The sequence below is a fragment of the Microcella alkalica genome, from assembly GCF_014595885.1.
Taxonomy (GTDB): Bacteria; Actinomycetota; Actinomycetes; order Actinomycetales; family Microbacteriaceae; genus Microcella; species Microcella alkaliphila_B.
This window is the reverse complement of the sequence record NZ_JABUKC010000003.1, coordinates 488,877-503,529: the sequence shown is the minus strand read 5'-3', so window position 1 is coordinate 503,529 and position 14,653 is coordinate 488,877. Positions and strand designations below refer to the sequence as shown.

Sequence of the window (14,653 nt, the reverse complement as noted above, 5' to 3'; positions counted from 1 at the left end):
GGCCGACGGGAGGGGGCGCGCTGATGGACGAGACCACGCCGCTGTTCGCGATCGCGGTCGCCGCCGAGCTGGCGGGGATGCACCCCCAGACCCTGCGCCAGTACGACCGCCTCGGCCTGGTGTCGCCCACCCGCACGGCAGGCCAGAGCCGGCGCTACTCGATGCGCGACGTGGTGCAGCTGCGCGAGATCGCGCGGCTCGGCGCCGAGGGGCTCAACCTCGAGGGCATCCGGCGCATCCTCGAGCTCGAGAATGAGAACCGCGCCCTGCGCGATCGCGTGCGCGAGCTCGAGTCGGCCCTCGCCGACGAGCTGCTCGCCAAGCCCGGCCGTCGCGTCTTCGCGGCCGGCGCCGAGGGTGAGGTCGTCACCCTGCGCGCGGGCACCCGCACGCAGAAGGCGAACCAGCTCGTCGTCTGGCGGCCGCTGCGCCGCAGCTAGGCGGTCGCGGCGCTCGCCGGAGCGCCGATGGCGTCGCTTGTCGGTGCCGCGACGCCCGCCTCGGCGAGCGGCAGCCGCACGGTGAAGCGCGTGCCACCGAGCGGTGAGTCGCCGACGTCGATCGTGCCGCCCATGAGCTCGACGAGCGAGCGCACGATCGCGAGCCCGAGCCCGGTGCCCGGCGCCGTGAGCTTCTGCTCGTCGCTCGAGCGGTAGAAGCGCTCGAAGACGTGCTCGCGGTCGGCGAGGCTGATGCCGATGCCGGAGTCGTCGACGGTGAGCACCGCCTCGGCCCCGTCGATGCTCGTCGTGAGCACGATCGAGCCGCCGGCGGGCGTGAATTTGATGGCGTTGGACAGCAGGTTCATGATGACGCGGGCGACCGAGTTCTCGTCGCCGATGACGAGCGGGTCGGCCTCCGCCAGCCGCGGGTCGATGCTGACCTGCACGGTGCCGGCGGTGCGGCACTGATCCTGCGCCGCCTCGGCGACGACGCGGTTGAGGTCGACGGCGCCGCTCGAGCGCACCGGGTTGGGGGCGGTCATGCGCCCCAGCTCGAGCAGCTGCTCGACCATGCCGGCCAGGCGGTTGGCGTTGCGCACGATGACCTCCGTGTGCTCGCGGCCGCGGTCGTCGACGAGCTCGTCGAGATCCTCCGCGAAGCCGAGGATGCTCGTGATCGGCGTGCGCAGCTCGTGGCTGACAGCGGAGACGAAGTCGTCCTTGTGCCGTCCGAGCGCGCGCAGCTCGTCGGCGACGGCCCGTTCGCGGTCGATCGCGTGCGCCATCGCCTCGCGCGCGGCCGCGTGGTCGCTGACATCGACGAGCTGGATGCCCGCCACGCGCTCCCCGCGGGGCGAGGGCACGAGGCTGCCGAAGACCTGCCAGGTGCGGCCGTCGGGCAGGGTCAGCTCGCGGCTGAGGTCGCCGCCGGGCTCGTCGAGCCAGTCGCCGACGATCTCGGGCAGCCAGCCGCGCTCCACGAGTTCGGCGGCCGTCGGATTCGTCTCGAGCACCTGCAGCGGTCGGCCCGCGGCGGTTCGAACGATGAGGAAGCCGACCTGGGCGCCCAGGAACCCTCCGCGCATGAGGGCGGCGCGTCGCTCGCGGTCCTCCGCGAGGAGTTCGCGCTCGCTGCGCACGACGGCGAGGAAGAGCGTCGTGATCGCCGCCGACAGCATGAACAGCTGCACGATGATGCCGGGTGCCGGCACGCCTTGCGCGACGGCTGACGGGCCGCCGCTGAGCACGGCGACGGTCGGCACGATCGCGGCGACGACGATGAGCTCGCTCACCACGAACGCCGGGGTGAACCGTGACGCCGCCCACGCGAAGAGCGGAAACAGCGTGAACAGCAGCGGCACCGGCAGCAGCGGCGAGAAGATGACGAAGGCGAGCGCGATCGTGAGGGTGAGCTGCAGCACGCCTTCGATCACGCGCGCCGCCCGGAGGCGCCGCTCGCCCCGCGTCAGCGCGAGCGGCACGAGGGCGATCGGCACGATGAGCAGCAGCGCCGAGGCGTGCGAGGGCACGAGGGAGACGAACGAGCGCACGGGGTCGAGCCCGGCGAGCCACCACAGCGTGACGGCGCCCTCGATGCCGATCGTCACGACGGCGGCGAGCACGGCGAGCAGGAATCGCCCGAACCCGCGCATCGTGGCCAGGAGGGTGCCCTCGGTCTGCGGGCCGAGCACGCGCACGAAGACGACGAGCTCCACCACGAGGATGACGGCCCCGGTGAGCGCGAAGCTGAGCGGCCGCCCGACGGCGAGGTTCGAGAGCAGTCCCACGGCGCTGACGAGCAGGAACACCTGCCAGCGCGGGCCGCGGTAGAGCAGGTAGATGAGGGCGCCGATGCCCGCGGCCGGCCACCACAGCGCTACACCGGCTCCGGGCGGCGTGAGGGAGAGCGAGGCGAAGCCGACCAGGAAGCTGAGGAGCGAGAGTCCGCCGATGACGGCGACCTGGACGGGCACGCTCCACGTGCGGGAGCGACCGATGAGCGTCGGGGCGACGAGGGCCGGACCGGCGCCCTCCGCAGCAGCCCCAGTTTGCTGAATGGGCTTCATGGGCTGAGACTAGACCCGGCAGCGCCCTGCGACGAGGAAGGGGCCGGGGTTCATGGCACGCGTGCTCATCGCGGAGGACGACCCGGACATCCGGGCCCTCGTCGCGCGCCGCGTCAGTCAGCTCGGCCACGACATCGTGGAGGCCGCCGATGGCGACTCCGCCCTCGCGCTGACGCTCGCCGAGCACCCCGACCTCGTCGTGCTCGACTGGATGATGCCGCGTCGCAGCGGCATCGAGGTGTGCCGCGCGATCCGAGCCGACGACGTGGTGGGGCGCACCAAGATCGTCATGCTCACGGCGAAGGCGCACGAGGACGACCTCGCGAGCGCGTTCGGCGCCGGCGTCGACGACTACGTCATCAAGCCGTTCCGCGGGGCCGATCTGCAGCAGCGGCTCGCGGCGCTGCTCGACGCGCGCTGAGCGCCGCCGCCGGGTAGCGTGACCGGGTGGTCACGGAGGGTTCGGCCGAGCGCGCGCTCGAGACGACGCTCGCCGCGCTGCGCCGCCGCCCCGACGTCGAGGCGCTCGAGCTGCACGCGCACGACGCGGCCGACCGTCTGCTGCTCGAGCTGGCCGCCGCGGAGCACGCCGACGCGCTCGTCGACCGCGAAGTCGTCGTGGTCGGCGACACGCACGGCGCCCTCACGCTCGGGGCGCTCACGCTCGGGGCGCGCCACGTGCGCGTGCACCAGGATTCGCTCGTCGCCGAGCGCGCCCTCGACGCGAACGCCGTAGCGCTCGGACTCACCGCGTTCTCGCACCACCCGCTCACCGAGGTGGCGTCGGCGGATGCCCGCCTCGCCCTCGTGCGCCTGCCTCGCGCCCTCGACGCCCTCGATGCGATCGCGCGCGAGGTCGCCCGCGGCACCGGCCCCGAGCTCGCGCTGCTCGCGGGCGGCATGGTGAAGCACATGAGCCTCGGCGCCAACGACGTGCTGCGCGGCGTCTTCGGACGGCTCGACGTGAGCCTCGCGCGGCGGAAGGCGCGCGTGCTGGTGGCGCGGCATCCGCGGCCCGCCGGCGAGCTCGGGGCGCTCGAGCCGGCGCGAGCGCGCGACGCCGACCTGGGGCTCGAGGTGGTGGCGGTGCCGGGGGCGTTCGCGGGGGCATCCGTCGATATCGGCGCGCGAGCGCTGCTGGCGGTGCTCGACCGTGCACCGCGAGTCGGCGAGGGCGGAACGGCCATCGACCTCGCCTGCGGCACCGGGCTCATCGCGACGGCGCTCGCGCGCCTCAACCCGGCCGCGCGCGTCATCGCGAGCGACGTTTCCGCTGCGGCGGTGGCGAGCGCGCGGCTCACCGCGGCGGCGAACGGCGTGCGCATCGACGTGCTGCAGGATGACGGGCTCGGCGCCCAGCCGGATGCGAGCGCCGACCTCATCGCGCTCAACCCGCCGTTCCACGTGGGGGCGGCCGTGCACACGGGCATCGCGCACCGGCTGTTCGCCGAGGCGGGGCGCGTGCTGCGGCCCGGCGGTGAGCTGTGGACGGTGTGGAACTCGCACCTGCGCTACGCGCCAGCCCTCGAGCGAGCAATCGGGCCCACGCGCCAGGTGGCGCGCGGGCCCAAGTTCACCGTGACGGCGTCGCGTCGCCGCTGAGCGGGGGGCGTCGACCGGGGACGCGTCGGCGCGGACCTACGCCGCCGGCTGGCGCGTCGCCTCGGCGAGCTTCTGCCGCAGTTGCTCGGCGGTGAAGTGGGGGATGTACCCCGGGGTGTCGCGCTCGATCCGCCAGCTCTCGGCCAGCCCGCCGCCGTGCACGACGTCGAAGCCGGTCGCGTCGATGAGGTCGCTCACGCGCTCGACGGCGGCGAGGTCGTCGCCGTAGACCGCGAGCGCGCGGCGACCCTCGGTGCCGGGCGCCTGCGCGTGCTCACTGATCTCGCCGGCCGGGATGTGGTTGAACGCCTTGACGACGCGCGCGCCGGCGAAGTGGTGCGCGACGAGCTCCGAGGTGGTGGTGCGCGCCTCGTCGAGCTCGGCGATCTGCCCGTCGCGCTGCGGGTAGTAGTTGTTGGTGTCGATCACGATGCGCCCCTCCAGCAGGTGCGCGGGGATGCTCGTGACGGCCTTGAGCGGGATCGTCACGACGACGAGGTCGCCGGCCTGCGCCGCCTGCGCCACGGTGCCCGCGGTCGCGGTGCCCGCACCGCCCGCTGCGCGCGCCTGCTCGGTCACCTCGGCGACGAGATCGCCGAGGGTCTCGGGGCCGCGCGAGTTCGCGACGACGACGTCGTGGCCGATGCGCGTGAACGCGCGGGCGAGCTGAGAGCCGATGTTGCCTGATCCGATGATGCCGATGGTGGTCATGCGAGGGTCAAGGCGCTGTCGGGCGCGCGCATTCCGCGATGGAGGGACTGCTCAGGCCGCGGGCACCTGGCGACGCTCCGTCTGCTGCTCGCCGTCCTGGTGCTGCGCGCACCCGCCCGCGCCGGTCGCGTGCTCCCGCCGTCGGCTGCACAGCGTTCCTGTCGCGGAGACTCTGCAAACGGCGGAATATCGCGAATGGACTTCACGATGTTCCGCAGTTCGGAGAGTCGGCCAGGTGCCCTCTCTTGTCCAGGTCGCGAGCAGGCGAGCCGGGCGGCCGGGAGCACGGGCCCCGCGTGCTCGCCGGGCGCTGGCGGGGTCCGGCAACGGCCCCTCGTCGCGAGGGCGGCGACCGAGAGGCACTGCATTCCGCGCGTTCGCCGTGAGCGTGCAGGCCCCCTGGCGCGATGCGCTCTCGCGGCCGTAAACTTGAGTCACGCAGACTCAACTTGTGAGCCCGCGCTCCGTCCACCCCGTCAAGAGGACCGACACGCACATGGCGAACATGCAGGGCGCCCCCTCGAGCCAGGAGCAGCAGAAGACCGCGCTCGAGCAGTACGGCGTCAACCTCACCGAGATCGCGCGCTCCGGCAAGCTCGACCCCGTCATCGGTCGCGACGCCGAGATCCGCCGCGTCAGCCAGGTGCTGAGCCGCCGCACGAAGAACAACCCCGTGCTCATCGGCGAGCCCGGCGTCGGCAAGACGGCCGTCGTCGAGGGGCTCGCCCAGCGCATCGTCGCCGGCGACGTGCCCGACTCGCTCAAGGACAAGCAGCTCGTCGGCCTCGACCTCGCGGCCCTCGTCGCCGGTGCGAAGTACCGCGGCGAGTTCGAGGAGCGCCTTAAGGCTGTGCTCAAGGAGATCGACGAGTCGAACGGGCAGGTCATCACCTTCATCGACGAGCTGCACACCCTCATGGGCGCGGGCGGCGGCGAGGGCAGCGTCGCGGCCGCGAACATGCTCAAGCCCATGCTCGCCCGCGGTGAGCTGCGCCTCATCGGCGCGACGACCCTCAACGAGTACCGCGAGTACATCGAGAAGGATGCCGCGCTCGAGCGCCGCTTCCAGCAGGTGTTCGTCGGCGAGCCGAGCGTGGAGGACACGGTCGCCATCCTCCGCGGCCTCAAGGAGCGCTACGAGGCCCACCACAAGGTCGCGATCGCCGACAGCGCCCTCGTCGCCGCGGCATCCCTCAGCAATCGCTACATCACCAGCCGTCAGCTGCCCGACAAGGCGATCGACCTCGTCGACGAGGCCGCCAGCCGCCTCAAGATGGAGATCGAGTCGAGCCCGGTCGAGCTCGACGAGCTCAAGCGCGCCGTGACGCGCCTCGAGATCGAAGAGCTCGCGCTCAAGAAGGAGAAGGACGACGCGAGCAAGGCGCGCCTGGCGAAGCTGCGCGACGAGCTCAAGGAGAAGACCGAGCAGCGGGATGCCCTCGAGCGCCGCTGGGCGGCCGAGAAGTCGAGCCTGACCGCGGTCGGCGACCTCAAGACGCGCCTCAACGACGCCCGCATCTCGCTCGACCGCGCCATGCGCGAGGGCCGCTATGAGGAGGCGTCGAAGCTCAACTACGAGGTGATTCCGAGCATCGAGACGGCGCTCGCCGAGGCCGAGACCGTCGAGGCCGGCCCGCGCATGGTCAACGACCAGGTGACGGACGAGGACATCGCCGCCGTCGTAGCCGCCTGGACGGGCATCCCCGTCGACAAGCTCACGCAGGGCGAGACGGAGAAGCTGCTGACCCTGGAGGCCGAGCTCGGCAAGCGCATCATCGGGCAGAAGGATGCTGTGGTCGCCGTGAGCGAGGCGGTGCGGCGCACGCGCGCCGGCATCAGCGATCCCGACCGGCCGACGGGCAGCTTCCTGTTCCTCGGCCCGACCGGCGTCGGCAAGACCGAGCTCGCGAAGGCGCTCGCCGACTACCTGTTCGACGACGAGAAGTCGATGGTGCGCATCGACATGAGCGAGTACGGCGAGAAGTTCAGCGTCTCGCGGCTCATCGGCGCCCCTCCCGGCTACGTCGGCTACGAGCAGGGCGGCCAGCTGACCGAGGCGGTGCGGCGGCGCCCCTACTCGGTGATCCTGCTCGACGAGGTCGAGAAGGCGCACCCCGAGGTCTTCGACCTGCTGCTGCAGGTGCTCGACGACGGGCGCCTGACCGACGGGCAGGGGCGCACGGTCGACTTCCGCAACACGATCCTGATCCTCACCTCGAACCTCGGCTCGCAGCTGCTCATCGACCCGAGCCTCGACTGGGACGCCAAGGTGCGCGGCGTCAACGACATCGTGCGGCAGGCCTTCAAGCCCGAGTTCGTGAACCGGCTCGACGACATCGTCGTGTTCTCGCCGCTGTCGACCGACGACCTCGGGCAGATCGTCTCGCTGCAGATCGACCGCCTCGAGCGTCGGCTCGCCGACCGCCGCCTGCAGCTGGCCGTCACGCCGAGCGCGCGCACCTGGCTCGCCGAGCGCGGGTACGACCCGATCTACGGCGCGCGCCCGCTGCGCCGGCTCATGCAGCACGAGATCGACGACCGCCTCGCCCGCGCCCTCATCGCCGGCGAGATCGCCGACGGCGACGTCGTGCGCGTCGACGTCGAGGGCGACGGCCTCACGGTCGACCGCATGGAGGACGTGCCGACGCTGTAGGCCGACCGATCGCGAACGGCGGATGCCCGGGGTGCGCCCCACGGGCATCCGCCGTTCTCGTCGGGTCTCGCGCAGCGCCCAGCGACCGCTCACTGCCGCTCGGTACGGTCGACCCCATGCGTGCAACGGTGATCCACGGCCCCCGCGACATCCGGCTCGAGCAGGTGCCCGACCCGCAGCTGAGCGGCACCGGCCGCGATGCGATCGTGCGGATCGTCGCCGCGTGCGTGTGCGGCAGCGACCTGTGGCCCTACCGCGGCATCACCGACACGAAGGAGCCGCGCCGCATCGGCCACGAGTTCGTCGGCGTCGTCGAGCAGGTCGGCGAAGACGTCACCGCGGTCAAGCCGGGCGACTTCGTCATCGCCCCGTTCTACGACTGCGACATGACGTGCGCGAACTGCCGCAACGGCGTGAGCCCCTCGTGCCTCAACGGCAACTGGTGGGGCCGCGACGATCGCGACGGCCACTTCGCCGACGGCGCGCAGGGCGAGCTCGTGCGCGTGCCGAGCGCCGACGGATCGCTCGTCGCCGTACCGGGCCCCGTCGACGACGCGCTCGTGCCGCACCTGCTCGCGCTCAGCGACGTCATGGGCACCGGCTGGCACGCCGCGGTTTCCGCCGGCGTCGGCCCGGGCTCGACCGTCGCGGTCGTCGGCGACGGCGCCGTCGGGCTCTGCGCCATCATCGCCGCGAAGCAGCTCGGCGCCGCCCGCATCATCGCGATGTCGCGCACACCCGAGCGGCAGGAGCTCGCGCGCGTCTTCGGCGCCGACGAGATCGTGACCGAGCGTGGCGATGAGGGAATCGAGCGCGTGCGGGCGCTCACCGACGGGCTGGGCGCGGATGCCGTGCTCGAGTGCGTCGGCACCGCCGAGTCGATGGACCAGGCGATCCGGTCGGCCCGCCCCGGCGGCCGCGTCGGCTACGTTGGCGTGCCGAGCGGCGGAGCGGAGCTGCCGATCCGCACCCTCTTCGGCACGAACGTCGGGGTCGCGGGCGGCGTCGCACCCGTGCGCAACTATGTCGAGCAGCTGCTCGCGCTCGTGCTCGACGGCACGATCGAGCCGGGCCGCGTCTTCGACCTCGAGCTGCCGCTGGACCAGGTCGCCGAGGCCTACGCGGCCATGGACGAGCGGCGCGCGATCAAGGTGCTGCTGCGCCCCTGACGCGGTCGCGGGCGCGGGGCGGGCATCCTCCATCGCCGCCCTGCAGCCCGACCGAGGCGGCAGTGAAGCGCCGAGAAGCGCTTCTGTCAAGCCATTGGTACACCGAGAGAAGCAGTCGTAGCGTCGCCTGCGCTCGTCCCCCGTTCGGGGGTCACGACGCATGCCACGAGGAGACTCCGATGACCGCACGACGACTGCTACCCATGACGGCGCTCGCCGCCGCCACCGCCCTGACGCTCGGCGCCTGCGCCAACGGCGGCGCCCAGAACGGCCCCGGCGATGGCCAGGCCTGGTACGGCGGCGAGTCAAATCTGACGGGCGAGCTCGAGATCGTCGGCTTCGGCCTGGGCGACGAGATCGCCGAGGTGCGGCACGAGCGCGCGCTCGAGGCCCTCGGCCCGGAGGTCGACGTCACGCTCGTCGAGGGCGGGCTCGACATCCAGCAGTTCCTGTCGGCGGTCGCCGCGGGCGACGCCCCCGACCTCATCTACGCCAGCCGCGCCCAGATCGGCTCGCTCGCCGCGCGCGGCGCGATCGTGCCGCTCACCGACTGCGTCGACGGCGAGAGCGTCGACACCGAGCAGTACCGCGAGGAGGCGCTCGCGCAGGTCACCTTCGACGACGAGATCTACGGCATCCCCGAGTTCAACCAGGTGCAGCTGACGATGGCCAACAGCGAGCTGCTCGACGCGGCCGGCGTCTCGATCGACGACGTCAACGGCTCCGACCCGGAGGCGATGAGCGCCGCGGCGGAGGCGCTCGTGCAGCGCTCGGGCGACGACCTGCAGGTCATCGGCGTCGACAGCAAGCTGCCCGAGTTCTTCCCGCTGTGGGCGAAGGCCCGCGGCGTCGACCTGCTGTCGGAGGACGGCCGCACCGCCAACCTCGACGACCCGGCCGCGGTCGAGGCGCTCGAATGGGCGGTCGGCATCTACGAGTCGCAGGGCGGCTTCTCGGCCGTGAAGGCGTTCCGCGACTCGGCCGACTTCTTCGGCGAGGGCAACCAGTTCGCCGCAGGCGAGCTCGGTGCGATGCCGATGGAGCAGTGGTACCTCAACGTGCTCAACGACGTGAGCCCGGATGCCCCGCTCGCGTTCGACGCCGTGCGCACGCCCGAGGGCGAGCCGATCGCGTTCGCCGGGGGTCAGGCCTGGGCGGTGCCCGCGGGCACCGACAACGGCACGGCCGCCTGCCGCTACGCCACCACGATGACGCAGGTCGACACGTGGGTCGAGGCGGCCGAGGCGCGCAAGGAGGCCCGCGAGAGCGAGGGCGGCGTCTTCACGGGGGTGCTGACCGGCAACACGCGGGCCGACGAGGAGATCCGCGGTCTGCTCTCCGACGCCGACGAGCCGTGGCAGGCGGGCATCGACGCGATGTACGAGGCGAACGAGGCCGCCGTGTCGATGCCGGCCAACCCGGCCGACGCCGAGTTCACGCGCATCTGGACGGACGCGATCAACGGCGTGCTCGCCGGCGACGCCGAGCCGGCGGATGCTCTCGCCACCGCCCAGGAGGAGGCGCAGGCCGCGCTCGACGAGGCCTGGGCCGAGGCCGACGCCGAGTAGCCCGAGGCCCAGCGATGACCACCACCCAGCGCATCCCCCCGGGTGCGGAGCCCGCCGCGGTGCCAGCCGCGCTCGACCGCGAGGTCGCGCGCGGGGAGGGCGGCCGCACGATGCCGCCGCCCTCCGCGGCCCGGCGCCGGGCGTCCCGCCGCAACACGCTCGCGGCGCTCGGCTTTATCTCGCCGTGGCTCATCGGCTTCGCGATCTTCACCGCGTGGCCGATCGGCTACAGCCTCTACCTGTCGTTCACCGACTACGACGGCATCAGCCCCGCGCAGCTGACCGGCTTCGAGAACTACGAGCGCCTCGTCGACGACCCGCGCGTGGGGCAGTCGCTGCTCAACACGCTCATCTACACGGCGCTGTACGTGCCGTCGCACATCGGCGTCGCGCTCGTGCTGGCGATGCTGCTGCAGCGGGCGGGGCGGTCGGCGGGCTTCTTCCGCACGCTGTTCTTCCTGCCGAAGATGACGCCCGCGGTCGCGGTGGGCGTGCTGTTCCTGCTGCTGTTCAACGGGCAGGACGGCCTCATCAACGAGGCGCTCGGCTCGATCGGCATCCAGGGCCCGTACTGGACGACCGACCCGGCGTGGGTGAAGCCGGGCCTCGTGCTCATGAGCCTGTGGTCGATCGGCTCGGCCGTGATCATCCTGCTCGCGGCGCTGCAGAACGTGCCGCGCGAGCTGACCGAGTCGGCGACGATCGACGGCGCGAACCTGTGGCAGCAGACCACGCGCATCACGCTGCCGATGATCAGCCCCGCGCTGTTCTTCCTCGCCGTCGTCAACACGATCGCCGGGTTCCAGACCTTCACCGAGGCGTACACGGCGTTCTTCGGCGCCGGCGGCGATTCGTTCCAGTCGGATGCGGCGCTGTTCTACGTCATCTACCTGTTCCGGCAGGCCTTCGAGTTCTTCAACATGGGGTACGCCTCCGCGCTCGCGTGGGTGCTGTTCCTCGTGATCATGGTCGTCACGGCGATCCAGTTCGTCGTCTCGAAGCGCCTGGTCTACTACGAGGGTGGCCAGAAGTGACCACGCAGGCGGCCGGCGCGCTCGGTCTGACGACGGCCACGGGCATCCGTGATCAGGCGGCGGATGCCCGCGCCGAGGTCGCGCGCGCTCCGCGCCCGCGCAACCACCGGCGGCGGCGGCAGGTGGGGCGCATCCTCAATCGGGCCGCCCTCATCGCCCTCAGCCTGCTGTTCATGTACCCGTTCGCGTGGCTCGTGGCGGCGTCGTTCAAGCCGCGCGGCGAGGTGTTCGACAACCGGCTGATCCCGCAGACGTTCACCCCCCAGAACTACATCGACGTGTGGCTCGAGGCGCCGCTCGCGGTGTGGCTCATGAACACGGTGATCGTGACGGTGCTCGCCGCGGTGACGGTGGCGATGTCGAGCGCGATGGTCGCGTGGGGGTTCGCGTACTTCCGGTTCAAGGGTCGCGGCGTGCTGTTCGGGTTCGTGCTCGCGACGATGATGCTGCCCGGTGCGGTGACGATGATCCCGACCTTTCTCATCTGGAACGCGCTCGGCATGACCGGGACGCTCGTGCCGCTGTGGGCGGGCAACCTGTTCGGCAGCGCGTTCTACGTGTTCCTGCTGCGGCAGTTCTTCCTCGGCCTGCCGCGCGACGTGTTCGAGGCGGCGCGGATCGACGGCGCCGGCAACGTCAGGCTGTTCTGGTCCATCGCGCTGCCGCTGGCGAAGCCAGCGTTCATCATCGCGCTGCTGTTCGAGGCGCAGGCGGCGTGGACGGATCTGATGACGCCGCTCATCTACCTGCGCGACAGTGAGACGTTCACGATCCCGCGCGGGCTGAAGGCGCTCGTCGACCAGTTCGGCTTCGGCGGCAACTGGAACTGGGAGATCATCATCACGGCCTCGGTCATCACGACGCTGCCGATGATCATCCTGTTCTTCGTCGGACAGCGCCACTTCGTCGACGGCATCGCGACGACGGGCATGAAGGGCTAGGCGGCCGCTCTCAGGCTCCGAGGGCGGCGCGCACGGCGAGCACGAGGATGAGCGCTCCGCCGAGGAGCGCGGTGACGCGCGCGCCGACGGGGCCGGTGAGCGCGCGGCCGACGAGCGCGCCGGCGGTCGTGAGCAGCAGCTGCCAGCTGAGGGATGCGGCGAAGGCGGCGAGGACGAAGACGGCGCGTGCGCCCCAGCCGGCGTCCGCGGCGAGGGTCGAGCTGCCCACGAGCGCGGCGAAGTAGACGACGGTCACGGGGTTCACGAGCGTGAGGCCGCCGACGGTGAGGAAGAGCCGCAGGGCGGGGGTGCGGCGCGTGCGGGTCGTGGTGCCGGGGGCGGGCGCGGGGGCGGCGAGCCGCGCATCCGCGTCGCCGGGCGGCGGGGTCGCCGGCGTGCGGGCGCGCCGCAGGCCGGGCAGCGCGATCATGATGGCGAGCACGACGAGCACGGCGACGGAGATCCAGCGCAGCGGCTCCTCGATGAGCGCGATGAGCGGCGCGACGGCGGCGCCGGCGACGACGGCGACGGTGGCGTAGACGCCGTCGACGGTCGCGGCGCCGAGCGCGCCGCCCGCGGCGGTGCGCGCCCCGTGCTGGGCGCCGAGGGTGATGAGCAGCGCGGCGATCGCGCCGACCGGGATCGCGATCGCGTAGCCGGCGAGGATGCCGGCGAGGGCGGCCTCGCCGAGGGTCGTCGGGGTCACGGGTGCTCCTCGCTGCTCAGGGGGAGGGCAACCCTATCGCCGAGCGACGACGAGGCCGAGCCGGTTGGCGATGCTCATCGGCGCTCGCCGCACCCCGCTTCGGCCCAGGGGCATCGGGGATCGGGGATCGGGCGTCTGGCGCAGGCTTGCAGAACTCCGGATCAGGCGAGCAGCGTTCACCCGCGCCGGAGTTCTGCAAGCCTGCGCCAGCCCGCCAGCCCGCCAGCCCGCCAGCCCGCCAGCCCGCCAGCCCGCCAGCCCGCCAGCCCGCCAACCGACCGGCGCGGTCGCGCGAGCCGTGCCGCACCTTGCCAGTAGCGCCCCGACGGTCGCACCAAGCCCGCTGCGATGCAACGTCCTGGCTGTCCCCGTCTGATCTGCACTGCGGTCCCACCCAGCTGAGCCGTTCACCGTCCCGCAGACTCTGCGAAACGCGGAACTTCGCGAACCGTGTTCACGATCTTCCGAAGTTCGCAGAGTCTGGCGAGAGCGAGCATGTCGGCGATTGCGGCTGGGCTCGGCGCGGTGATGTCAGGGGCGGCGCGGCGCGGTGTGAGCGCGCCGCGTGGCGACTTGGCGCGTCGCGGCCCGGTCGTGGCTCGGCTCGGCGCGGCCTCGCGCGGTGTGGCCTCGCGCGGTGGGGCCGGGCGCGGCCTCGGGCGGTGCGGCTCGGCGCGCGGTCGCGGCGCGCGCCGAGCATCCGCCGCTCAGTCGACGAGGGCCGGCATGACCTCGCGCTCGAACAGCTCGATGCCGCTCGTGTCGTACGCCGCCTCGGCGAAGTACGTGATCGCGTACGTCATGCCCAGCTTCTCGAGCCCCCGCAGCTTCTCGACGATCTGCTCGGGCGTGCCCGCGAGCCCCGCGCCGCTGCGCAGGTCGGCGACGGCCTTCGTCGCGCGCTCCTCGCCGATGTAGCGCGTCAGGCGCGCCTCGATCGCGGCGATGCGGTCGGCGACCTCAGCCTCGTCGCGGCCCACGACCGTGTTGAAGTTCGACGAGCGCGTGATCGCCTCGAAGCTCGTGCCGAGCCGCTCGCAGTGCCCGCGCAGGATCTCGCTCTTGCGCGTGAACTCCTCCGGGTCGCCGGCGAAGTTCGTGTACTGGCCGTACTGCGCCGCGATGCGCAGCGTCACCTTCTCGCCTCCGCCGGCGATCCACAGGGGGATGCCTCCCTCCTGCACCGGCAGCGGACGCACGATCGCGCCATCGACCTGGTAGTAGCGGCCGTCGAGCGTCGCGCGCCCCTCCGACCAGGCCTGCCGCATGATCTGCACGCCCTCGTCGAGCATGCGCAGGCGGTCGCCGATCTCGGGGAAGCCGTAGCCGTACGCGTTCCACTCGTGCTCGTACCAGCCGCCGCCGATGCCCATCTCGACGCGCCCGCCCGAGACGTGGTCGACCGTCGCGGCGACTTTGGCGAGATACGCGGGGTTGCGGTAGCCCATGCACGTGCACATCTGGCCGAGGCGCACGCGTTCGGTCACGGCGCCGAAGGCCGACATGAGCGTCCACGCCTCGTGCGTCGCCTCGTCGCTCGGTACCGGCACGGTGTGGAAGTGGTCGTAGACCCAAATGGATTCCCACGGCCCGGCGTCGGCGTGCTGCGCCAGGCGCTTCATCACCGCCCACTGGTCGTTCGGCTCGATGTCGACGAGGTCGTGGCGCCAGCCCTGGGGAATGAAGAGTCCGAATCGCATGACGCCCACGCTACGCCGCGGGCGGCCGGGCGGGCCGTGCGACTCAGCGCCGTCGCGGCG

At 72.3% G+C, this 14,653-nt stretch carries 12 protein-coding genes; 8 read left to right on the top strand and 4 right to left on the bottom strand.

Going from position 1 to position 14,653, the window contains the following annotated elements:
- Positions 1–23: 23 nt before the first annotated feature.
- Complete coding sequence (locus ID804_RS10145) at positions 24–440, top strand: heat shock protein transcriptional repressor HspR (protein ID WP_169078925.1); 417 nt, start codon at positions 24–26, stop codon at positions 438–440.
- Here ID804_RS10145 and ID804_RS10140 read toward each other — a convergent pair.
- On the bottom strand, positions 437–2,509 hold the full coding sequence (locus ID804_RS10140) for a sensor histidine kinase (protein WP_169078927.1): 2,073 nt from the start codon (positions 2,507–2,509) through the stop codon (positions 437–439). The genes ID804_RS10145 and ID804_RS10140 overlap by 4 nt on opposite strands.
- A gap of 52 nt (positions 2,510–2,561) precedes the next feature.
- Between ID804_RS10140 and ID804_RS10135 the strand changes: the two genes are divergently transcribed.
- Positions 2,562–2,930 (top strand): response regulator transcription factor, encoded by a 369-nt coding sequence (locus ID804_RS10135; RefSeq protein WP_169078929.1) that lies wholly within the window; start codon positions 2,562–2,564, stop codon positions 2,928–2,930.
- Between the two features lie 26 nt (positions 2,931–2,956).
- On the top strand, positions 2,957–4,111 hold the full coding sequence (locus tag ID804_RS10130) for a class I SAM-dependent methyltransferase (RefSeq protein ID WP_188219190.1): 1,155 nt from the start codon (positions 2,957–2,959) through the stop codon (positions 4,109–4,111).
- A gap of 36 nt (positions 4,112–4,147) precedes the next feature.
- On the opposite strand, the gene ID804_RS10125 is transcribed toward ID804_RS10130, so the two are convergent.
- Positions 4,148–4,822 (bottom strand): NADPH-dependent F420 reductase, encoded by a 675-nt coding sequence (locus ID804_RS10125; protein WP_169078931.1) that lies wholly within the window; start codon positions 4,820–4,822, stop codon positions 4,148–4,150.
- A 496-nt stretch (positions 4,823–5,318) separates the two neighbouring features.
- On the opposite strand from ID804_RS10125, the gene ID804_RS10120 reads away from it, so the two are divergent.
- From ID804_RS10120 to ID804_RS10100, 5 genes are all read left to right on the top strand, one after another.
- Positions 5,319–7,475 (top strand): ATP-dependent Clp protease ATP-binding subunit, encoded by a 2,157-nt coding sequence (locus ID804_RS10120; RefSeq protein ID WP_169078933.1) that lies wholly within the window; start codon positions 5,319–5,321, stop codon positions 7,473–7,475.
- Positions 7,476–7,591: 116 nt separating this feature from the next.
- Positions 7,592–8,644 (top strand): zinc-dependent alcohol dehydrogenase family protein, encoded by a 1,053-nt coding sequence (locus ID804_RS10115; RefSeq protein WP_169078935.1) that lies wholly within the window; start codon positions 7,592–7,594, stop codon positions 8,642–8,644.
- 179 nt (positions 8,645–8,823) lie between these two features.
- Entirely contained in the window at positions 8,824–10,212 is a 1,389-nt protein-coding gene (locus tag ID804_RS10110) for an ABC transporter substrate-binding protein (protein WP_169078937.1), read from the top strand.
- Positions 10,213–10,322: 110 nt separating this feature from the next.
- Positions 10,323–11,246 (top strand): carbohydrate ABC transporter permease, encoded by a 924-nt coding sequence (locus tag ID804_RS10105; RefSeq protein WP_169079748.1) that lies wholly within the window; start codon positions 10,323–10,325, stop codon positions 11,244–11,246.
- Entirely contained in the window at positions 11,243–12,187 is a 945-nt protein-coding gene (locus ID804_RS10100) for a carbohydrate ABC transporter permease (protein WP_317451258.1), read from the top strand. Before ID804_RS10105 ends, ID804_RS10100 begins: the two co-directional genes overlap by 4 nt.
- 10 nt (positions 12,188–12,197) lie before the next feature.
- Here the strand turns inward: ID804_RS10100 and ID804_RS10095 are convergent, their stop codons facing one another.
- On the bottom strand, positions 12,198–12,893 hold the full coding sequence (locus tag ID804_RS10095) for a LysE family transporter (protein WP_169078939.1): 696 nt from the start codon (positions 12,891–12,893) through the stop codon (positions 12,198–12,200).
- A gap of 707 nt (positions 12,894–13,600) precedes the next feature.
- On the bottom strand, positions 13,601–14,593 hold the full coding sequence (locus tag ID804_RS10090; RefSeq protein WP_169078941.1) for an LLM class F420-dependent oxidoreductase: 993 nt from the start codon (positions 14,591–14,593) through the stop codon (positions 13,601–13,603).
- Between the last annotated feature and the right edge of the window lie 60 nt (positions 14,594–14,653).

Excerpts from the sequence above, each read along its gene's own strand:
- ID804_RS10145 (WP_169078925.1), top strand. The coding sequence starts at position 24 with ATGGACGAGACCACGCCGCTGTTCGCGATCGCGGTCGCCGCCGAGCTG.
- ID804_RS10140 (WP_169078927.1), bottom strand. The coding sequence starts at position 2,509 with ATGAAGCCCATTCAGCAAACTGGGGCTGCTGCGGAGGGCGCCGGTCCG.
- ID804_RS10135 (WP_169078929.1), top strand. The coding sequence starts at position 2,562 with ATGGCACGCGTGCTCATCGCGGAGGACGACCCGGACATCCGGGCCCTC.
- ID804_RS10125 (WP_169078931.1), bottom strand. The coding sequence starts at position 4,822 with ATGACCACCATCGGCATCATCGGATCAGGCAACATCGGCTCTCAGCTC.
- ID804_RS10120 (WP_169078933.1), top strand. The coding sequence starts at position 5,319 with ATGGCGAACATGCAGGGCGCCCCCTCGAGCCAGGAGCAGCAGAAGACC.
- ID804_RS10115 (WP_169078935.1), top strand. The coding sequence starts at position 7,592 with ATGCGTGCAACGGTGATCCACGGCCCCCGCGACATCCGGCTCGAGCAG.
- ID804_RS10110 (WP_169078937.1), top strand. The coding sequence starts at position 8,824 with ATGACCGCACGACGACTGCTACCCATGACGGCGCTCGCCGCCGCCACC.
- ID804_RS10105 (WP_169079748.1), top strand. The coding sequence starts at position 10,323 with ATGCCGCCGCCCTCCGCGGCCCGGCGCCGGGCGTCCCGCCGCAACACG.
- ID804_RS10090 (WP_169078941.1), bottom strand. The coding sequence starts at position 14,593 with ATGCGATTCGGACTCTTCATTCCCCAGGGCTGGCGCCACGACCTCGTC.